The organism is Streptomyces sp. NPDC001450 (assembly GCF_053597295.1).
On record NZ_JBSFHY010000014.1, the window covers coordinates 29923 to 50018 of the forward strand.

Consider the following 20096-nt stretch of genomic DNA (forward strand, 5'->3'; position numbering starts at 1 on the left):
GTCAGTCGTGCGGGACCACGGCGACCGGGCACTCGGCGTGGTGCAGCACGCCGTGGGCGACCGAGCCGATGCGGGCGCCCACCGCCGTGCGGTGCGCCCGCCGGCCGACGACCATCAGCTGGGCCCTCCCGGCCACCGAGAGCAGCACCTGCCCCGCGCTGCCCATCTCGATGTGCTCGGCCACGGGCACCTGCGGGAAGCGCTCGCGCCACGGCCGGAGCGCCTCGCTCAGGGCCTTGCGCTCGTACGGTTCGAGCCCGCCGGCGTCGTCCAGGAGTTTGAGCGAACCGGGGCTGTAGGCGAAGACCGGCGGCATCGTCCAGGCCCGGACGGCCCGGACGGTGGCGTGGCGGGCGGCCGCCGTCTCGAACGCGAACCGCAGCGCGGCCGCGCTGTCCTCCGGACCGCCCTGCTGGCCGACGACGACGTCCCGTCCGGCCGCCTCCGCCGCCGGCTCGTCCCCGGCGCGCACCAGGACCACGGGCCGGTTCGTCTGGGCGATCACCTGTTGTCCGACGGAGCCCAGCAGGAATCCGACCACCGAGCCGTGCCCGCGCGAGCCGAGCACCAGCATCTCGGCCTCCGCCGCGGCGTCGACCAGCGCCTCGACAGCCCCGCCCTCGACCACGTCGACGCTCGTCGGAAGCTCCGGATGCCGCGCGGAGACGGCGCGCACGGCGTCCGAGACGCCGTCCGACACCCAGCCGTGCTGGGTGTCCCGGTCGGCCTCGTGCAGGGCGTCGTGGAAGCGCCAGGCGTGCACCACGCGCAGGGGCAGCCCCCGCCGTACGGCCTCCCGGCCCGCCCAGTCCAGCGCGGCCAAGCTCTCCTGCGTGCCGTCCACCCCTGCCGTGATCGGGCGTGTCATGCGCGGGCCTCCCAGCCTTCCGTGTCCGTGGGGCCAGTCTTCACCACGCCGCGTTCCTGCCGCTGGTGGCTGTCCCTCGGGGCCGTATCCCGGAGCGAACGCGGGCGATCGAACATACGATGGGCGCGAACCGGTGCGGTGGACTGCACTCCAGATGGTCCACCGTCCCGTGGAACCGATCGCTCGGGGTGGGAGACGCATGGCACAGGCCGCCGACGCAGCGCGGGCCGTCATCCTGACCGTGGACGACGACCCGGGAGTCTCCCGCGCCGTCGCCCGTGACCTCAGGCGGCGCTACGGCGAGTCGTACCGGATCGTGCGCGCCGAGTCGGGAGAGTCCGCTCTGGAGGCACTGCGCGAGCTGAAGCTGCGCGGCGACCTGGTGGCCGTGATCCTCGCCGACTACCGGATGCCGCAGATGAACGGCATCGAGTTCCTCGAACAGGCGCTGGACGTGTATCCGGGCGCGCGGCGCGTGCTGCTCACGGCGTACGCGGACACCAACGCGGCGATCGACGCGATCAACGTCGTCGATCTCGATCACTATCTGCTCAAGCCGTGGGACCCGCCGGAGGAGAAGCTCTATCCGGTGCTGGACGACCTGCTGGAGGCGTGGCGCCACAGCGACTACCGGTCCGTGGCCAGCACCAAGGTCGTGGGGCACCGGTGGTCGGCGCGCTCGTCGGACGTGCGTGAGTTCCTGGCCCGCAACCAGGTGCCGTACCGCTGGTACTCGGTGGAGGAGCCGGAGGGGCAGCGACTGCTGGCGGCGGCGGGGCAGGACGGGCAGCGGCTGCCGCTGGTGATCACCCCGGACGGCTCGGTGCTGGTCGAACCCGAAGCGCCGGAGCTGGCCGCACGGGTGGGCCTGGCGACGACGCCCACGGCCGACTTCTACGACCTCGTGGTCATCGGCGGCGGCCCGGCCGGGCTCGGCGCTGCCGTGTACGGTGCCTCGGAGGGGCTCAGGACCGTGCTGGTGGAGCGGTCGGCGACCGGCGGGCAGGCCGGGCAGAGCTCCCGGATCGAGAACTACCTCGGCTTCCCCGACGGCGTCTCCGGTGCCCAGCTCACCGACCGGGCGCGGCGGCAGGCGGCCAAGTTCGGCGCCGAGATCCTGAGCGCGCGCGAGGTGACGGGACTGGAGGTCAACGGCGCGGCCCGGATCGTACGGTTCGCGGACGGCTCGGCGATCGCGGCGCACAGCATCATCCTGGCGACGGGCGTGCAGTACCGGCAGCTGGAGGCCCAGGGCTGCGTCGACCTGACCGGCTGCGGGGTGTTCTACGGCTCGGCGCTGACCGAGGCGACCGCCTGCCAGGGGCACGACGTGTACATAGTCGGCGGCGCCAACTCGGCGGGTCAGGCGGCGATGTACCTGTCCAGGTTCGCCAAGTCGGTGACGCTGCTGGTGCGCGGACCCGACCTGTCGGCGTCGATGTCGTACTACCTGATCCAGCAGATCAACGAGGCCCCGAACATCTCGGTGCGCAGTCACACGGTGGTCGACGCCGCGCACGGCTCGGACCGTCTGGAGCGGCTGACGCTGCGCCATGTGGCGAGCGGTGAGAGCGAACAGGTCGACGCCCAGTGGATGTTCGTGTTCATCGGCGCGGCTCCGCTGACCGACTGGCTGGGCGACACGGTGCTGCGCGACGAGCGCGGTTTCATCCTCGCCGGGCCCGATCTGACCGCGGACGGTCGGCCGCCTGCGGGCTGGGAGCTGGACCGGCCGCCGTACCACCTGGAGACCAGCATTCCCGGCGTGTTCGTGGCGGGCGACGCACGCGCCGAGTCCGCCAAGCGTGTCGCGTCCGCCGTCGGAGAGGGAGCCATGGCCGTCATGCTCGTCCACCGGTATCTGGAGCAGTCATGAGCGGGCAGTTGATGCCGTGCAGCCCGAGGGAGATCGGCTCTCTGTTCCTCTTCGAGAAGCTCGCGCCGGAGCAGTTGGGCCGGCTGTGCAGCGAGGGCCGGGTGGAGCTGTTCCAGCCCGGCCCGGTGTACACCGAGGGTGACCCCGCCACCTGCTTCTTCGTGATGATCGAGGGCACGGTCGTACTCTCGCGGCGTGTCGGCGGCGACGACGTGGAGGTCACCCGCACCTCGCAGCGCGGTGTGTACGCGGGCGCCATGCAGGCGTACCTGGGTGACCGGGTGCGGCAGGCGTACAACAACTCGATGCGGGTGACGGAGCCGACGCGGTTCTTCGTGCTGCCGGCGGACACCTTCGCGGCCATCATGAGCGAGTGGTTCCCGATGGCCGTGCACCTGTTGGAGGGCCTCTTCTTCGGTTCGAAGAACCTCCAGGCCACCGTCGGGCAGCGGGAGCGGCTGCTGGCGCTGGGTTCGCTGTCGGCCGGTCTCACGCACGAGCTGAACAACCCGGCCGCGGCGGCCGTCCGGGCCACGTCGACCCTGCGGGAGCGGGTCGCGAAGATGCGGCACAAGCTCGCGGTCATCGCCGAAGGCCCGTTCTCCCGGGACGCGTTGGCGAGCCTGATCGAGATCCAGGAGCGCACCGCCGAGCGGGTCGCGAAGGCTCCGGCGCTCAGCCCGCTGGAGGCCTCCGACCGGGAGGACATGCTCACGGAATGGCTGGAGGACCACGGCCTCGACTACGGCTGGCAGCTGGCGCCGACCTTCGTGCAGGCCGGGCTCGACATCGACTGGCTGGAACAGGTCGCGGCGGCCGTGGACGAGGAGATCCTGCCCGGGGCGATCGGCTGGCTCAACTACACCATCGAGACCGAGCTGTTGATGACCGAGATCGAGGAATCCACCACGCGTATCTCGCACCTGGTCGACGCGGCCAAGCAGTACTCGCAGCTGGACCGGGCGCCCTACCGGGTGGTGGACGTGCACGAACTCCTCGACAGCACGCTGCTGATGCTGTCGGGCAAGATCGGCTCGCGCATCCAGGTGGTCAAGGAGTACGACCGTACGCTCCCGCCGGTCCCCGGCTATCCGGCGGAGTTGAACCAGGTGTGGACGAACCTCATCGACAACGCGGTGTGCGCCATCAACGGCACGGGCGGGGAAGGCACGTTGACCGTACGGACCGCGCTGGACCACGAGCGGGTGCTGGTGGAGTTCCGGGACACCGGTCCCGGGATCCGGCCGGAGATCAAGAGCCGTATCTTCGACCCGTTCTTCACCACCAAGCCGGTCGGCGAGGGCACCGGTCTCGGCCTGGACATCTCGTGGCGGATCGTCGTGAACAAGCACCACGGCACGCTGCAGGTCGAGTCGGTGCCCGGCGACACCCGTTTCCAGGTACTGCTGCCGCTGACCGCCGAGACGCCACAGGACGAGGCGTCCGCCCTGAAGACCGCCCCCGAGGAGGCAGTATGAGCGACGAGGCCGCCATCGACCCGAGCGTTCCGCCGAGCGGCACCGGGTGCGTGGAGTGCGACGAGGCCGGCGGCTGGTGGTTCCACCTGCGCCGGTGCGCGACCTGCGGGCACATCGGCTGCTGCGACGACTCCCCCGCCAAGCACGCCACCGGCCACTACCGGGAGACCGGGCATCCGGTGATCCGCAGCTTCGAGCCGGGCGAGGCCTGGTTCTGGAACTACGACAAGAACGAGCTGTACGAGTCCGGTCCCGAACTCGCGCCCCCGGTCAGTCATCCGGCCGACCAGCCGGCGCCGGGTCCGGCGGGGCGGGTGCCGGCGAACTGGGCCGAGACGCTGCGCTGAGCCGGCGGCGGATCGGCACGCAGACAGTGCACCGGGCGGCCGGGTCCGGGTGGCCCGGCCGGCCCAGGCTGTCAGCGGGAGCAGCCGAGGCTGCCCAGGTCGACGGAGTCGGCCAGGGCCTGCATGCCCTTGTCGTTGGGGTGCAGATGGTCGCCGTTGTCGAAGAAGGGCAGGATCCGTTCGCGGACGTAGGGGCTGCGCAGGGTGCGGTCGAAGTCGGTGACCGCGTCGAACTCCCCGCTGGTGCGGATGAACCGGTTGACGTCCTCGCGTACGGCTTCGGCCGCCGGGTCCCATTCGGACCAGCCCTCGAACGGCCCGACGGTCGCGCCCACCACGCACTTCCCGGCCGCGTGCGCCCGCCGGACGATCTCCCGGTATCCGGCGATCAGGTCGGCCGCGGTGACGCCGGAGTGGGCCTTGAGGTCGTTCACCCCCTCGAAGAGGAAGACGGTGCGCACGCCGGGCAGGGCGAGGACGTCCCGGTCCAGCCGGTGCAGGGCACTCTGCCCGACGCCGTCCGCGAGGACCTTGTTGCCGGAGATGCCCTCGTCGGCCACGCCCTGGACGGTCGTACCGGTGCCGCTCAGGCGCCGGGCCAGGTAGTCGGGCCAGCGCCGGTTGAGGTCGGTGGTGGACTGCCAGCCGTCGGTGATGGAGTCGCCGAGCACCGCCACGGCACCGGTGGCGGCGTTCGACGGGCGTACGGAGACGGCGTCGAGGTACCACCAGGATCCGGTCGCCTCGGTCCAGTTGGCCGCGCCGGCCTCGGCGGTGTGGTCGCCCTGGGCGAGGTACGACGTCTGCATCGCCATGCCGTGGCCGGTGGCCGGGCCCGCCGCGTTGCTGCTGTGGAGGCTGACGACCAGGTTGACGGCGGCCGGGACCTTCCCCGGCAGCGGGTCGCTCCACGCGACGGCACCGGCCGGGACGGTGACCGTGCGGGCGCCGCCGAAGGTCAGCCGCCGGTTGCTGCCCGGCCGGAGTGCGGCGCCCTGGCGCTGCAGGCCGGCGTAGACGCTGTCCAGGGTCAGCGGGCGGTCACCGAAGGCGTTGGACACACGGATGCGCAGGTCACCGCCGCCGACGCTGGTGTGCACGACCAGCCGGTATCCGCGGTCGGCCGTGCCCTCGCCCAGCCGGTCGGCGCCGGCCGCCCACGTGACGACCCCGGAGCCCCGGGCGGTGGCCTCGGACGGCGGGCCGGATGCCCTGGCGGGTACGGACTGGCAGGCGACGGCCACCAGCAGCACGGCGGCGATCCGGCAGACGCGCCCCGACCGGCCGGTCACCACGCGACGTCCTTCAGCGTGACGGACCCGCCGGGGTTGAGGCGGACCGTCCGGGACGTGCCTGCGTATCCCACGGAGGTCATGGTGCCGCCGATGCTGCGCATCCGCACCTCGGTGGGTTTCCCGTCCCGCCGGCGCAGGTCCACGACGAAGCCGCCGCGGGCCCCAGCGTCCGGTGGCCGGGGCGGGAGTAGAGCAGCATCCACGGCGGCGGCCGGGGTGCCGAAGTTGACGTCGATCCGGAAGATGCCCCGGCCCTTGGCGTTGGCCCAGCCGAAGCTGTCCATGCCGCGGACGGTGAGCAGGGCGGTGGCGCCGGCAACGATGTCAGAGAGGGTGGAGCCGTCTCGCCGAGGTTGTCGGGGGACATCCACTCCTCCAGCCGGCCCGTCTTCGGGCTGACGACCGGGAGGTGGAGGCGGTCACGGAGTGCGCCGATGATACGGGCGTACTCGGCGTCCCGGCCCAGCTCGGCCGCCGCGGCGCGGAAGTTGCCCAGAGCCCGCCACCACAGCTGGTGACGGGGGTCGGGCGCGGGAGTCGCGGCGGGCCGCTGCGGGGCGGCGGTCGCGGTGAAGGACGATTACTGGCGGGGGGAGGCGGGCGTCGATGCGGTCGATGTCCGGTGCGTAGTCCGAACCGCTGTCGAAGGTGAGGGCGTTGGCGCCGGTTCACCGAGCGGGCATCGCCGCCTCATAGCCGGTGGTGTGCAGGGCGCTGCCGTGCGGGGTGACGGTGAAACAGCGGTTGTTGTGGAGGCAGTTGGCGACACCGGCGCACGGCTTGGGACATGCGGATGCCCCGCGCGAGGCGGGGCATCCGGTGGTGCTGGTGTGCGCTGCCGTCCGTCAGTGGCGGGCGGCCGGCGTGTTGGCGGTGGTGACGTTCACCGCGGCCCACGCCTTGTTCACCGTCTTGTACTCGGTGCTGGTCGAGCCGTACAGGTCCTTGGCCGCCTTCAGCGTCGCGATGCGCGCCTGGTGGAAGTCGGTGGTGGAGACCATGTAGCGGGTCAGCGCACGGTAGAAGATGGCCGTGGCCTTGGTGCGGCCGATGCCCTTGACCGTGGAGCCGTCGTAGGTCGGCGAGTTGTACTTGACGTTGTTGATCGTCTTGCTGCCGCTGCCCTCCGCGAGGAGGTAGTAGGCGTGCGAGGAGACACCGGAGCCGGCGTGCACCTCAGTGTAGTACGTGTCCGGCGACCAGTAGTCGATCGTGCCCTCGAGCTTGTCGAGCGACGGGTGGTCGAGGCGGCGCAGGAACTTCTGGTCCAGGCCCAGCTTCTCGCCGATCAGGTAGTCCGGCGTGTCCTTCGTGTTGTTCGCGTAGAACTCCACGTTGGAGCCGAAGATGTCGGCGAGCGACTCGTTGAGCGAGCCGGGCTCGCCGTACTGGTTGCCGCGACTGTCGACGAAGGTCGGCTCCAGCTTCGCGGTCGCCTCCACCACGCCGTGGGTCAGCTCGTGGCCGGTGACGTCGAGGACGACGAGCGGCTTCTTGAATACCCGGCCGTCGCCGTCGCCGTACAGCATGCAGTTGCAGGTCGGGTCCCAGAACGCGTTGGCGACCTTGTTGCCCCAGTGGACCATCGCGCGGGCGGCCTTGCTGTTGTTGGCGATGCCCTTGCGGTTGAAGGTCTTCTTGTAGAAGTCCAGGGTCTTGGTCACGCCGTACTGGGCGTCCGCGGCCGCGCTGGCACGGCTGCTGGTCTTGTTGTTGCCCCACACGTTGGTGGTGTTGGTGAACTTCGTGCCCGCGCCGAAGCTCTCCGTGTACTTGCCCTTGGCGTCCCGGGTCTCGGTGCCGTACCGGGTCGGGTCCTTGAGCTGGTAGTGGCCGCGCGAGGTCGCCGTGGTGGTCAGACCGACGTTGCCCACGAAGAGGGTCTTGCCGGTGCCGTGCGCGGCCGAGGGGTAGCTCGTCGCGCCGGAGACACCCGAGCCGAGCAGGTCGGCGGCGGCGTCGGAGCCGATACCGGTGGCCGGGTCGATGGTCTCGCCGCGCTTGCGCAGCGTGTCGACCAGCTTCGGCGACAGGAACTGGTCCGCGTCGGGCGTGTTGCTGCGCACCTTGCCGGTGACGGCGTCGATGACGACGGTGCTGGAGGCACCCTTGTCGGTCACGGTCACCTGGTAGGCGAGGGCGGAAGCGCCGCCACGGGCGTCCACGACCAGCTCGGCGTCACCCGCGTCGCCCTTGGCGGCCTGGGCGGCCTTCGCCGCGGCCTGACCGGCGGTCAGCTTGGCCTTGGTGGTGGCGGGCTTGACGGACTCGCCGGCCGCGCGGGTGACACCCGTGTAGGCCAGCTGCCGGTTCAGGTGGACGATCAGGTCACCACCGAGAACGGGCATTCCATTGTGAGTGCGGACGAAGCGGACGTGGCGCGCACCCTCGGGGTCGATCATCACGTCCTGGACGTGAAGTTCGTCGCCCTGCGAGACGCCCGTCGCCGCCGTGTGGGCGAAGGCCGCGGTACGCGCCGCCTCCACCACCAGCGTGGCCGTCGAGGCGGCGGACGCGGCGGACCGCTCCACCCCCGTGGAGGGACCCGCGAAGGCCGTACCGGCCAGGCCCGTAGCAGCCGTCGTCACCGCGACGGCGACCGCCACGCTGCGTATGTGCGGTCTACGCAATCTGATCAGGGTTCCTTCGTTCGAAGACAGTCGGGATCACCAACTGCCTTGAGACATGGCACTGTTGGGCGCCATGGGAGCTGGTCGGGCTCCGAGGAGTAACCCTTACGGATGAGTCATGCGCACGTAAAGCCGGAATGATCCATTTCGCGGTTTTCTATGACAATCCTTTGCGAATGCCTGCCGCGGGGGTGATCACGATACGGCCAACTGTGTGTCGGCTGTGGAGACGTTGCCCGGATCCTCTAGGTTCCCAGGCCGGGATGTGACCGATGTCGCATCAGAAACCGCAAGGACGGGAGTGAGAGCCGGATGGTCTCAGCAAGGGTGAGCAGGGGTGCGGTACTCGGAGCGGTCGTGCTGTCGCTCGTCGCGTTCCCGGCGCGGGCCGCGACCGCGGACGCACCCACGCCGGCGGCGCTTCCGGCGCCCGACACCACGGGCCTGGACGCGGTGCTGCGCTCGGCGGTGGCGCAGGGCGCGCCCGGTGCCCTGGCCCGGATCGACGACGACGGCAGCACGTACCGGCTGAGCCGGGGCGTCGCCGACCGCAGCACACGGCAGGGCATCAGCACCGGCGACCGCTTCCGCATCGGCAGCGTCACCAAGTCCTTCTCGGCCGTGGTCCTGCTGCAGCTGGCCGACGAGCACAAGCTGGACCTGGACGCCCCGGTCAACCGCTACCTGCCCAAGCTGCTGCCGGACGACCGCATCACGGTCCGGCACATCCTGAGCCACCGCAGCGGCCTGTACGACTACAGCAACGACATGTTCGCCAAGAGCGTGTCCGGCTTCGAGGCGGTACGGAACAAGGTCTACACCTACCAGCAGTTGGTCACGCTCTCGCTGAAGAAGCCCCGCACCAACGCGCCCGGCGCCGCGTACTCCTACTCCAACACGAACTTCGTCGTGGCGGGCATGCTCATCGAGAAGCTCACCGGGCACTCCGTGAAGACCGAGTACGACAACCGCATCCTCAAGCCGCTGAAGCTGACCGACACCTTCTACGTCCACCCCGACACGAAGATCCCGGGCCGGTACACGCGCGGGTACCTCACCCCGGACACGGCCGGCACCCAGCTGGTCGACGCGACCGCGCAGACGGTGTCGTGGGCGCAGAGCGCGGGCGCGATGATCTCCAGCGCGCGGGACCTGAACACGTTCTACTCGGCGCTGCTGCGGGGGAAGCTGATGTCCGCTGCGCGGCTCGCGGAGATGGAGCGGTTCACGCGGGTCAACAGCACGACGTCGTACGGGCTCGGGCTGCGGCGGCGGGATCTGTCGTGCGGGGTTTCGGTGTACGGGCACACGGGGGCGGTGCAGGGGTACTACACGTATGCGTTCGCCTCGAAGGACGGGAAGCGGAGTGTCACCGCTCTGGCCAACACGTCCAACAACTCGACGGTGCTGAACACGTTGGCGGGGGTGCTGGAGTCGGCGTTCTGTGGCAAGCCGGCGAAGGAGCTGGGTGACTCAGCGGTGATGGAGAGGGACTTGAAGGAGTAGGGATTGCGTCGTCGCGTGCGGGTGGGTGGGGGCTGGTCGCGCCCGTGCGGCGGAGCCGCATGCCGATACAGCCCCGCGCGCCCCTTGACCGACGGTTTCCGAATGACCGGCGCAGTCGTCGAAGGCAGATGATGCTGCGAGCGGAGTGTCGGCGATCGAGGATCACGCGACGCCTGGAACCCGGGCGGCCACGGTCGAGTGAGGCGAAGACGCAGCCTCGTCCTGGAACGGTCAGTTGGTGGGGGTGGGCTGCGCCCAGCTATTTCTTGCCCTTCTCGTCGTTTTTCTTGAAGCAGACGACGAACCATTTTCCGGGGCCTGACTGGGTGAGCGAGCCGGTCGTGCCCGGGACGTCGGAGCACGAGAAGGTATCGACGACTCCGTCCTTGTCCATCTTCAGGACCTTGTAGTCGGCGTGCGGGTCAGCGCAGTCGAGCTTCTTGGTCTTCGCTTCCTTGTCCGTCCCGATGTTCTGGAAGCAGTCACCGGCCTTGAGCGTCGCGGACTGGTCCTTCGTGTCGTACGGGCCCAAGGCCCAGAACGCCACCATGCCCGCGAGGACAAGGACCAGACCGAGGAAGATCAGCCGGTTGCGTCGTGTCTGCGCCGAGGTGTACGAGGCGTTCAGGCCGCCCAGGGGTGGAATTTGGGACACGGGCAGTTCCTCAGGCGGTGGGGACTTGCGAAGACGACCACGAATCTAACCCACCTGCCTGTACTCGTCGTTTGCCGGCCCCTGGAGGACCTGGTCGATGTCGCCGGAGTCGGGCAGAGCGGCGATCACCCGGGTCATGGGGCCGGAACTCACCGGGGCTTGCCACGCGTTGCCTGTGATGTGACGAGCGAGTTGGTTCCCGGAGGGAATCTGGCCCTGCCGGGTGGTGCGCTGCTGTTGCGGGTCGCCGGGCCCTTCGATGTGTCCGCCCTCGTCACGGACGGGGGCGGGAAGGTCGGTGGGGACGGGGACTTCGTGTTCTACAACCAGCCGGGCGCGCCCGGTGTGCGGCTGCGTGGTGACACGCTCCACGTCGATCCGGCGCGGCTGCGGCACGGGGCCGCCCGGGTCACCGTTGCCGTCAGTGCGGCCGAGCCGGGCACGCCTCTGGGGCGGTTGCCCGCGCCCCGGCTCGAAGTCGCCGACAGCTCCGGGCATGTTTGGTCCCGTTTCGTCCCGCCGCGGCTCGGGCCGGAGACCGTGCTGCTGCTCGCCGAGCTGTATCAGCGGGGGCCCGGCTGGAAGCTGCGGGCGATCGGGCAGGGGTACGCCGACGGGCTGGCGGGGCTGGCCCGGGACTTCGGGGTGGACGTTGTGGACGACGGTGCGCGGGCGGCGCCCGGTCCGGACGCCGACGGCTTCCTCGGGCTGGTCAACTCCGCCCGGGCCCGGGCCGGTTCCCCTCCGGTGGCGATAGACGCGCGCCTCGGCTCCGCCGCCCGGGCGCACGCCGACGCGATGGCCGCCGCCGGTCGGCTCACCGCCGAGGACCTGGACGGCGTCTCGGTTCACCAGCGGATCACGGCCACCGGATACACGTACGTCACCATCGGCGAGCACCTCGTGTCCGGGCCGCGCACCCCGGCCGAGTTCGTCGCCTACTGCCTGGACACCGGCCAGGCCCGGCGCACCCTGCTCGACCCGGGCTTCACCCATCTCGGCCTGGCCCACGCCGACGCGGGCGACCGGTACTGGACCGCACTGTGGGCCAGGCCCCTGGCGCCGGACGAGTTGTCCCGGACGGTCGCCGAGGTCGTCGCACTCACCAACGCCGAGCGGGCGAGGGCCGGACTGGCACCGCTGACGGCGGATCCGCCGCTCGCGCGGGCCGCGCAGGCGCACTGTGCGGACATGGTGGCCCGCGACTTCTACGCGCACACCTGCCCCGACGGCAGCCGGCCCTGGGACCGGGCCGCCGCCGCGGGCTCCCGCCGGCGCACCATCGGCGAGAACATCGCCTGCGGACAGCGCTCCCCCGCCGAGGTGGTGGACGGCTGGATGAACAGCCCGGGTCACCGCGCGAACATCCTCGAACCGGACTTCACGCACATCGGCGTCGGCTTCACCGGCGGCGGCCGGGCGGGCACCTACTGGGCCCAGCTGTTCGGTGGCTGACCGGGCACATACCGTGATCTTGGCGGAGCGGCACCTTCCGGGACACCATGCCCCACATGAAGGGTGATCTCTTTTCCAGTCAGCACATGGTGCGCCCGGCCGTCGAGCCGGGCATGACAGTCGAGAACGCCAAGTGCATCAAGTACGCGGTGAACGGCGAGATGTACGCCCGCCAGGGCGCGATGATCGCCTACCGTGGCGGCCTCCAGTTCGAGCGCAAGGGCCAGGGCGTGGGCGGCATGCTCAAGCGCGCGGTCACCGGCGAGGGGCTGCCGCTGATGGCGGTGCGCGGCCAGGGCGAGGTGTGGTTCGCGCACGAGGCGCAGAACTGTTTCATCGTCGAGGTGGAGCCGGGCGACCAGTTCACCGTCAACGGCCGCAACGTCCTGTGTTTCGACCCCTCGTTGTCGTACGAGATCAAGACCGTGAAGGGCTCGGGCATCGCCGGCGGCGGCCTGTTCAACAGCGTGTTCAGCGGGCAGGGCCGGCTCGGCCTGGTCTGTGAGGGCAACCCGCTGGTCATACCGGTCTCGGCCCAGTACCCGGTGTACGTCGACACGGACGCGGTGGTCGGCTGGACCGCGCATCTGCAGACGTCCCTGCACCGCTCCCAGTCGTTCGGCTCGATGCTGCGCGGCGGCTCCGGGGAGGCCGTCCAGCTGATGCTCCAGGGTGAGGGCTACGTCGTGGTACGGCCGAGCGAGGAGACCCCGCAGAAGGCGCAGCAGCACTGACGCCCCGTGACGTGATCTACGCCTCACAGGCAACCCCCTTTGCCGTACCGGCGTCTTGACCGACAACAGACCAAGCCCTGGCCCCCGGGGTCAGGGCGTGTTTTCGGCACGCTATACACATTATGTATACACACCGTGTATAGAAAGGCATGCATGTACGGCAAGGCTTTCGCCCCGGAGTACCAGGGCGCCCTGACCACCCTGTCCGTGAACTCCTCGCTCGTCGACGTGCTGAGCGAGGGCACCGAGCGGCTGCGCGAGGCCGAGCGGTCGGGCCGCCCCGACGAGGCGGCCCGCTGCGGGCTCGCCGTCGCCGAGGCCCACCGGCGGCTCGGCCAGGTGCGGGACGCCGACCGGGCCTGGAAGGCGAGTTACCGGTTCGCCCGGGAGGCCGGGGACACGGCCGCGATGGCGTGGGCACTGTGGAGCGGCGGCACCCTCGCCCGGCAGCGCGGCGCGTTCCCGCTGGCCTGGCGGCTGCTCGGGCTCGCGGCCGAACTCGGCGAGCAGGGCGGCGACATCGTTGTCCGCGGCTACTCGCTGGCGGGCCTCGCGGAGACCGGCCGCATCCAGGGCGACTACGAGGCGGTCGGCCGGCTGCACGAGCAGTTGCTGGCCGAGGCCCGCAGGCGCGGGGAGGCCCGGCACACGGTGTGGGCGCTGGAGGGCATCGCGCAGATGCACCGCAACACCGGGGAGTACGACAAGGCGTACGCGCTCTTCGAGGAGGCGGCGGAGATATCCGAGCGGGCCGAGGACCGGCGCGGCCACGCCTGGGCGCTGCGCGGGCTCGCCGACGTCCTCTCGGTCCGCGACAAGGACACCGAGCGGGCGCTGGAGCTGCTGGCGCGGGCGGAGGTCACCTGCCGGGCGATGAACCTGTCCAGCGCGCTCGCCTACAACCACAAGATGCGCGGGAACGTCTTCTACCGCGCGGGGCGGTACGCCGAGGCCCGGGACCTGTACGAGCTGGCCCTGGAGGAGTTCCGGGCGATGAGCGAGCCACGCGGCGAGGCGCTGGCCCGGCTGGGCCTGGCCAAGTCGCTGGCCCAACTGGGCCGCGACCGCGCCGAGACAGCGGCCGAACTCACCGATCTGGCCCGGGTGCTGGAGCGCAGCGGACTCAGGCACGCGCGGGAGATGGTGGCCCGGGCGCAGGCGGAGTTCGGCCTGGACGCGGAGGTCGTACGGTGACCGCGCTCCCCTCGGCGGTGCAGGCGCCGCCCTCGGCTCCCGAAATCCTCGACCGTTGCGGGGAGTTGGTGCGCCCCGCGCTGACGGAGGCGGTGGCACGGCTGCACCCTTGGGTGGCCGAGATGGCCGCGTACTCCTTCGGCTGGTGCGAGGTCGGCGGCGCTCCCGCCGCCGCGCCGGGCGGCAAGGGCGTACGGCAGGCGCTGGCGGTGCTCGGCGCCCGGGCGGCGGGCGCCGACGGGCGGGCCGGGGTCCCGGCGGCGGTCGCGGTGGAGCTGGTGCACGCCTTCTCCCTGCTCCACGACGACATCATGGACGGCGACGCCACCCGGCGCCGGCGCCCCGCCGTGTGGAAGGCGTACGGCACGGGTCCGGCGGTCCTCGCCGGGGACGCCCTGTTCGCACTCGCCGTGGAGACCCTCGCCGCCGTGCCGGGCGGTCCCGGTGCCGTTCGGCTCCTGTCCGCGGCCCTGGCCGATCTGGTGCGCGGGCAGGCCGACGACCTGCTGTTCGCCGCGCGGCCCTTCGGCGGGCCGGAGCGGGTCACGCCCGAGGAGTACCGGGCGATGGCGGAGCACAAGACGGGCGCGCTGCTGGGCTGCGCCGCGGCGCTCGGGGCCACGCTCGGCGGGGCGCCCGAGCCGGTCGTCACCGCGCTGGACCGCGCCGGGCGGCATCTGGGCGTCGCCTTCCAGCTGGTGGACGACGTGCTGGGTATCTGGGGCGACCCGGCCGTCACCGGCAAGCCGGTCGGCGGCGATCTGCGGGAGCGCAAGAAGACCTTCCCGGTCCTGGCCGCGCTGGACTCCTCCGCGGCCCGCCACCTGCCCGCTGTGCTGGACCACCCCGGTCGGACCGAGGAGGCGGCCGCGCTGATCGAGCAGGCGGGCGGCCGCACGGCGACGCTGGCCGAAGCCCGCACGCACACCGCCACCGCGCGCTCCCTGCTCACCGAGGTCCCGCTGCCCGCCGCCGACGAACTGCTTCGCCTGCTGGACTTCCTGGTGGCCCGCGACCTCTGAAACCGCGTTGACCGCGCACGCTCCGAACGCGGCGGCGCACCCGGGCATTTACCGTCGGTTACCCGCAGGTCGATGCCCGGTCATGTGCCGCCACCCCAAACCCGCAAGCGCTTTCGACGAGTTGAATAAAAGGCAGGAAAGGGCCGGAGTTCCGGAATCTTTGAACACTCCCCCGCGCACCCCGCGTACCTGTGAGAAAGGACGAGTCAGGGGTTTCAGCGAGGGATGACCATGGTCAAGGCGCACGCCTCCGCACACGAGTTGGTCGCCGGCCGGTACCGGCTCCTCGAGGTCTTCGCCCGGGAGACGAACCGGCTGTGGTGGTACGCGGAGGACGTGACGGCGAACCAGCCCCGCCTGGTGGCACAGATCGGCCTCCCGGAGAGCTGCGACGCGGACACCCTGCGCCGCGCCACGGCCCGGGTCGTCCGGACCTCCGAGGTCATGCGGCTCCTGTGCCCCGGCCAGGTCGCCACCGTCGTCGACGCCGTCGTGGAGGCGGGCGCCCTGTGGACGGTCACGGACTGGATCGACGGCACCCCCCTCAACGAACTCCTCGACCGCGAAGGCCCGTTCAACCCGGTGCGGGCGGCGCGGATCGGCCTCGAACTCCTCGACGTGCTCCAGGCCGCGCACGACGAGGGCATCACCCACGGCGAGCTGAGCCCCGGCCAGGTCTTCGTCCGGGACGGGGGCCCGGTCGTGGTCGCCGGGTTCGGGCTGGCGGGCGCGACGCTGGCCCCGAGGCTCACGGCACCGTCGTACGCCTCGCCGGAACAGGCCCGCGACGAGCGCATCGGACCGGCGGCCGACCTGTGGGCGCTGGGCGCGATCCTCTACACGACGGTCGAGGGGCGCCCGCCGTTTCGCGACCGGGGCCGCCCGGACGCCACCCTGAAGGCCGTGGACCGGCTGCCCCTGCGCACCCCGCTGCGCACCGGCCCGCTCACCCAGTCCGTCCAGGGGCTGCTGCGCAAGAACTCCCGGGAGCGGCTGACCCGGCCGGTGGTCCGCAAGGCGCTGATCCGGGCTCTCGACGAGGACGCCGACGCGGACCGCGACCCCGCGCCCACGCCCCGGCTGCGCAGCGCCTACGTGGCCGTACGGCACATGGGCCCGGAACGCGGCAGACGGATGATGGTGGCCGGGACCGCGCTGGCCGTCGTCACCGTCGCTGCGGCCGTCCTGGCCTCGACCCAACAGCTGCCCGGCACCTCCACCGCCGCCGAGCCGCCGCTGCCCACCGCCACGGCCACCCCACCGGCCGACCGCCCCGAGAACAACACCCCCAGCCCGAGCGCCAGTCCCAGCACAGCCACAAGCACGAGCACGAGCACGAGCACGAGCACCAGACCGAGCCCCAGCAGCTCACCGTCCCCGGCCCTGCCTGCCGGCTTCCACCGCTACACGGCCCCGGAGGGCTTCTCCGTGGCCCTGCCGGACGGCTGGAAGCGGCTGTCCACCTCACGCGGGGCCGACCACGCCTACCGCATCACCTTCGGCACGGACGCCGACTCCCCGGCCCTCGCCGTCACCTACAGCGAGCAGGCCGGCCCGGATCCGGTCGCCGTATGGCGGGACGAGGTCGAACCCGTGCTGGAGCGGCTCCCCGGCTATCACCGGGTCGGCAGCATCCGGGCCACCACTTACCAGGGTTACCAGGCAGCCGACCTGGAGTGGCTGTCCGGGTCCGGCGACGCGCGGGTGCACACCTTCGGGCGCGGATTCCTGCTCGGCGGCGGGCACAGCTTCTCCCTTCGTTTCACGACGCCGGCCAATGCCTGGGACGATGCCGGCAACCGGCTCGCTCTCAGGACGTTCCTGCAGACCTTCCGCGAGGCGAAGGTCTGACCGGCGCCCCGCACTGGACGGCAGGGCCGTCAAAGCATCGCCAATGGGTGGATATAGGCTGCTCAGTCGCACTCACACACCGAGTGCGGTCCCGTTGAGACATGCCTCCAGGAGAGTCATCCGTGACCGTTGCGACCGACCCGTCCGAGACGTCCGCGCCGACCGCGGCGCCCCTGTCCGACCTCGTGGCGCGGGACGCACGCGAGTTCGGCGGCTACGCGCGCACCGGCGGCTGGGCCTTCGCGCTGATGGTGGCGCGCAGTGTGCGGCCGGGCGGACAGGCCGCCGGTGAGACGCCGAAGGTGTCGGCGAGGGAGTTCGCGGAGCTGGCCGGCTGCTCGCCCGAGCGGGTCATGCGCTACTACAAGGCCTGGGACCGCGCGGCCGACGACGGGCTCGTCCCGCAGTTCGAGGCGCTCCAGCCGGGCCAGGACGTCGAGCTGCCGGACGCCGACGTGTGGCTCAGCTACTACGTCTCCCGCAACAGCGCCACCTCCGAGCGCGGCACCGCCATCGCCGAGGCCGCCGATGCCGAGGGCATCCGCCCCACCAAGGCCCTCGAGGTCGCCGAGAACCCCACCGCGCTGCGCGCCGCGATCCTCGCCGACCCCTCCACCGCCCGGGCCGCCCGCTCCGCCCTGCTGGACCGGCTCAAGGAGGACCCCGACCTGCAGGCCGAGCTGGCCCGGGACGTCGTACGCTCCGACGACCTGAAGAAGGCCGTGGCGAGCGAGAGCCGTGCCGCCGACCGGATCGGCTACGTCCGGCAGATCGCCGAGTCCGGCCAGATCAAGACGCCGGCCGGGCAGACCGTGGACGCGCCCGTCGGGCTGCGCGAGGAGGCCGAGCGGCATCTGTCGCTGATCGACGAGCTGGAGGACGGCGAGGACACCGGCGAGTGGGCCACCGAGGCCTACGACACCATGAAGTCCCTCGTCGCCGAGACGGTCGAGGCCGACCCCGAACTGCGGGTCCAGGAGCGGCGGACGAAGTTCTACAGCAGCCTGCAGAAGGCGACCCGGGCGTTCGAGGAGCTGACCTTCGACGACGCCCAGGACTTCTACGAGGACGACATGGTCCAGCGCCTGGAGGACCTCCAGCAGGCCATCGGCACCTGCCTGGCCGCGCTGCGCGGGGCTCACGGAAGCCGGTCGTAGTGCCTGGCGGACATCCTCAGCCCGGGCTGAGTAGCGGTACTCATGCCCGGGCCCGTCGGCCGCCGCCACGATGGAGGCTTCTTCCTCTCCTCCCGCAAGGAGCCCCGCCATGACCGCAGTGCACCCCGCCTCGTTGGCCGCACCGCGCCGCGTGCCGCCCGCCCTGTTCGCGGGTGTGGTGGCCGTGGGCCTCGCCGTGTCGGCGTGGGACGTGCACGACCGCACGACCTGGTTCCTGGAGACGGTCTGGGCGCTGGTCGGGCTGCCCCTGGTGGTGCTGGTCTGGCGGCGCTTCCCGCTGACCGGGCTGCTGTGCGGGCTGCTGGCCGTGCACGCGCTGGTCCTCGCGGTCGGCGGCCACTACACCTACGCGCAGGTGCCGGTGGGCGACTGGGTGCGGGACGCCTTCGGTCTGTCCCGCAACCCGTACGACCGGTTCGGGCACCTGATGCAGGGCTTCGTCCCGGCCGTCCTCGTCCGCGAACTGCTCAGCCGTACTTCACCGCTGCGCGGCAGCCGCTGGCTGGCCCCGCTCACCGTGTGCGCCTGTCTCGCCTTCAGCGCCTGCTTCGAACTGCTGGAGTGGGCGGCCGCCGTGATCGGCGGGCACAACGCGGACGCCTTCCTCGCCACCCAGGGCGATGTGTGGGACACGCAGTGGGACATGTTCTGCGCCCTGATCGGGGCCGTGCTCTCGCTGCTGCTGCTCAGCAGGGTGCACGACCGTCAGCTGGCCGCACTGGAAGCCCGTACGGCCGGCTGACCGCCCGGACGGCACCTACCAGCGCTGCTCGACCTGGTCCTTGATCCGGCGCTCGTACAGGTCACGGATCGCGGTGAACGTCTCCTCGGGCAGCGGCGGCAGCTTGGCGGCGGCCGCGTTGGCCCGGGCCTGCTCCGGGTTGCGGGCGCCGGGGATGACCGTGGTGACGCCGGGCTGCTCGGCGATCCAGCGCAGGGCCAGCTGGGCCGGGGTGTATCCCTCGGGAGCGAGCGCGGCGAACTCGGCGGCCGCCTCGACGCCGGTCGCGTAGTCGACGCCGGAGAAGGTCTCGCCCTGGTCGAAGGCCTCGCCGTACCGGTTGTAGGTGCGGTGGTCGTCGGCCGCGAAGACCGTGTCCTTGGTGTACTTGCCGGACAGCAGACCGGAGGCGAGCGGCACGCGCGCGATGACACCGACGCCCGCCTCGCGCGCCGCCGGGAGCACCTCGTACAGGGGCTTCATGCGGAACGGGTTGAGAATGATCTGCACGCTCGCCACGTTCGGCCGGGCGATCGCGGTCAGCGCCTCGGCGCAGGTCTCCACGCTCACGCCGTACGCGGCGACCCGCTCCTCGTCCACCAGGGTGTCGAGGGCGTCGAACACCTCGTCGGAGGAGTAGACGGGGGTGGGCGGGCAGTGCAGCTGCACCAGGTCGAGGCGGTCGACGCCGAGGTTGCGGCGGGACCGGTCGTTCCAGGCGCGGAAGTTGTCGAGGACGTAGTTCTCGGGGATCTGCTCGACCCGGCGGCCCATCTTGGTGGCCACCAGCACGTGCAGATCGGGCCGGCCGCCCAGGAAGGCGGCGATGGTCGACTCGCTGCGTCCGTCGCCGTACACGTCGGCCGTGTCGAAGAAGGTGACCCCCGACTCGGCCGCCGCCTCCAGGACGGACAGGGCCTCCGTGTCGTCCACGTCGCCCCAGTCGGCGCCCAGCTGCCATGTGCCGAGCCCGACGACCGATGCCCGCTGACCCGACCTGCCGATTACGCGTTCGTCCATGGCGTCAGTGTGTCATCAGGTCTCGCGTCCGGCGGAACACGTCGCTCCGGCGCGAGCCTGTGCGTGTTGCACCCACATCAGTGGTTGAGGACTCGACGGAGACCCGGTTGCCGTAAAGCGGCCCTCAGCGTGAGTCCGTGATCGGTCGCTCAGTGAGCAACCTTCCTTCCCGGAGCGGTGGTTCGGCGCCCGTGCGCCGCCGCGGCCTTTTGCGCACGGCCGCCGCACCGGCCGCCGTACCCGTGCTGGCGGCGGCCGATCCGGCC

The 20096-nt window shown here is 71.5% G+C and carries 16 protein-coding genes and 1 pseudogene; 11 read left to right on the forward strand and 6 right to left on the reverse strand.

Translation table 11 applies throughout. The features are described 5' to 3' along the window. Position 1: 1 nt before the first annotated feature. On the reverse strand, positions 2 to 868 hold the full coding sequence (locus ACWC5O_RS17415) for a universal stress protein (protein ID WP_450587504.1): 867 nt from the start codon (positions 866 to 868) through the stop codon (positions 2 to 4). A 199-nt stretch (positions 869 to 1067) separates the two neighbouring features. Between ACWC5O_RS17415 and ACWC5O_RS17420 the strand changes: the two genes are divergently transcribed. The 3 genes from ACWC5O_RS17420 to ACWC5O_RS17430 are packed head-to-tail and all read left to right on the forward strand — an operon-like array spanning position 1068 to position 4569. Then, positions 1068 to 2744, forward strand: coding sequence for an FAD-dependent oxidoreductase (locus tag ACWC5O_RS17420; RefSeq protein WP_450587506.1), 1677 nt, complete (start codon positions 1068 to 1070; stop codon positions 2742 to 2744). Next, positions 2741 to 4222 carry an ATP-binding protein gene (locus ACWC5O_RS17425; protein WP_450587507.1) on the forward strand — a complete coding sequence of 494 codons (1482 nt, stop codon included), beginning with the start codon at positions 2741 to 2743 and terminating at the stop codon, positions 4220 to 4222. The genes ACWC5O_RS17420 and ACWC5O_RS17425 overlap by 4 nt, the downstream gene beginning before the upstream one ends. Beyond that, positions 4219 to 4569, forward strand: coding sequence for a UBP-type zinc finger domain-containing protein (locus ACWC5O_RS17430; protein ID WP_450587508.1), 351 nt, complete (start codon positions 4219 to 4221; stop codon positions 4567 to 4569). The genes ACWC5O_RS17425 and ACWC5O_RS17430 overlap by 4 nt, the downstream gene beginning before the upstream one ends. A gap of 71 nt (positions 4570 to 4640) precedes the next feature. Here ACWC5O_RS17430 and ACWC5O_RS17435 read toward each other — a convergent pair whose 3' ends face one another. From ACWC5O_RS17435 to ACWC5O_RS17445, 3 genes and pseudogenes are all read right to left on the reverse strand, one after another. Beyond that, positions 4641 to 5861: an SGNH/GDSL hydrolase family protein gene (locus ACWC5O_RS17435; RefSeq protein ID WP_450587742.1), complete on the reverse strand. Its 1221-nt coding sequence runs from the start codon at positions 5859 to 5861 to the stop codon at positions 4641 to 4643. Continuing rightward, positions 5858 to 6378, reverse strand: a pseudogene (locus ACWC5O_RS17440) (glycoside hydrolase family 95 protein); the annotation flags it as partial. The pseudogene ACWC5O_RS17440 and the gene ACWC5O_RS17435, both read right to left, overlap by 4 nt. 331 nt (positions 6379 to 6709) lie before the next feature. Continuing rightward, positions 6710 to 8494, reverse strand: a complete 1785-nt coding sequence (locus tag ACWC5O_RS17445; RefSeq protein ID WP_450587510.1) for a M4 family metallopeptidase — start codon at positions 8492 to 8494, stop codon at positions 6710 to 6712. 312 nt (positions 8495 to 8806) lie between these two features. On the opposite strand from ACWC5O_RS17445, the gene ACWC5O_RS17450 reads away from it, so the two are divergent. Then, positions 8807 to 10000 (forward strand): serine hydrolase domain-containing protein, encoded by a 1194-nt coding sequence (locus tag ACWC5O_RS17450; protein WP_450587512.1) that lies wholly within the window; start codon positions 8807 to 8809, stop codon positions 9998 to 10000. Positions 10001 to 10259: 259 nt separating this feature from the next. Here the strand turns inward: ACWC5O_RS17450 and ACWC5O_RS17455 are convergent, their stop codons facing one another. Further along, positions 10260 to 10655 (reverse strand): LppU/SCO3897 family protein, encoded by a 396-nt coding sequence (locus tag ACWC5O_RS17455; RefSeq protein ID WP_450587514.1) that lies wholly within the window; start codon positions 10653 to 10655, stop codon positions 10260 to 10262. Between the two features lie 180 nt (positions 10656 to 10835). On the opposite strand from ACWC5O_RS17455, the gene ACWC5O_RS17460 reads away from it, so the two are divergent. The 7 genes from ACWC5O_RS17460 (at position 10836) to ACWC5O_RS17490 (ending at position 18831) form a co-directional block, all read left to right on the forward strand. Next, positions 10836 to 12110 carry a CAP domain-containing protein gene (locus ACWC5O_RS17460; RefSeq protein WP_450587515.1) on the forward strand — a complete coding sequence of 425 codons (1275 nt, stop codon included), beginning with the start codon at positions 10836 to 10838 and terminating at the stop codon, positions 12108 to 12110. A gap of 56 nt (positions 12111 to 12166) precedes the next feature. Further along, positions 12167 to 12844 carry an AIM24 family protein gene (locus ACWC5O_RS17465; RefSeq protein WP_450587517.1) on the forward strand — a complete coding sequence of 226 codons (678 nt, stop codon included), beginning with the start codon at positions 12167 to 12169 and terminating at the stop codon, positions 12842 to 12844. Positions 12845 to 12997: 153 nt separating this feature from the next. Then, positions 12998 to 14038, forward strand: a complete 1041-nt coding sequence (locus ACWC5O_RS17470; RefSeq protein WP_450587519.1) for a tetratricopeptide repeat protein — start codon at positions 12998 to 13000, stop codon at positions 14036 to 14038. Next, a complete protein-coding gene (locus ACWC5O_RS17475; protein WP_450587521.1) occupies positions 14035 to 15060 on the forward strand; it encodes a polyprenyl synthetase family protein in 1026 nt (341 codons plus the stop codon). The genes ACWC5O_RS17470 and ACWC5O_RS17475 overlap by 4 nt, the downstream gene beginning before the upstream one ends. A 225-nt stretch (positions 15061 to 15285) precedes the next feature. After that, positions 15286 to 16911, forward strand: coding sequence for a serine/threonine protein kinase (locus tag ACWC5O_RS17480; protein WP_450587522.1), 1626 nt, complete (start codon positions 15286 to 15288; stop codon positions 16909 to 16911). 122 nt (positions 16912 to 17033) lie between these two features. After that, positions 17034 to 18068 carry a hypothetical protein gene (locus tag ACWC5O_RS17485; protein WP_450587524.1) on the forward strand — a complete coding sequence of 345 codons (1035 nt, stop codon included), beginning with the start codon at positions 17034 to 17036 and terminating at the stop codon, positions 18066 to 18068. Between the two features lie 109 nt (positions 18069 to 18177). Further along, positions 18178 to 18831: a DUF2238 domain-containing protein gene (locus ACWC5O_RS17490; RefSeq protein ID WP_450587526.1), complete on the forward strand. Its 654-nt coding sequence runs from the start codon at positions 18178 to 18180 to the stop codon at positions 18829 to 18831. 15 nt (positions 18832 to 18846) lie between these two features. Here ACWC5O_RS17490 and ACWC5O_RS17495 read toward each other — a convergent pair whose 3' ends face one another. Beyond that, positions 18847 to 19830: an aldo/keto reductase gene (locus ACWC5O_RS17495; protein WP_450587528.1), complete on the reverse strand. Its 984-nt coding sequence runs from the start codon at positions 19828 to 19830 to the stop codon at positions 18847 to 18849. Positions 19831 to 20096: the final 266 nt, after the last annotated feature.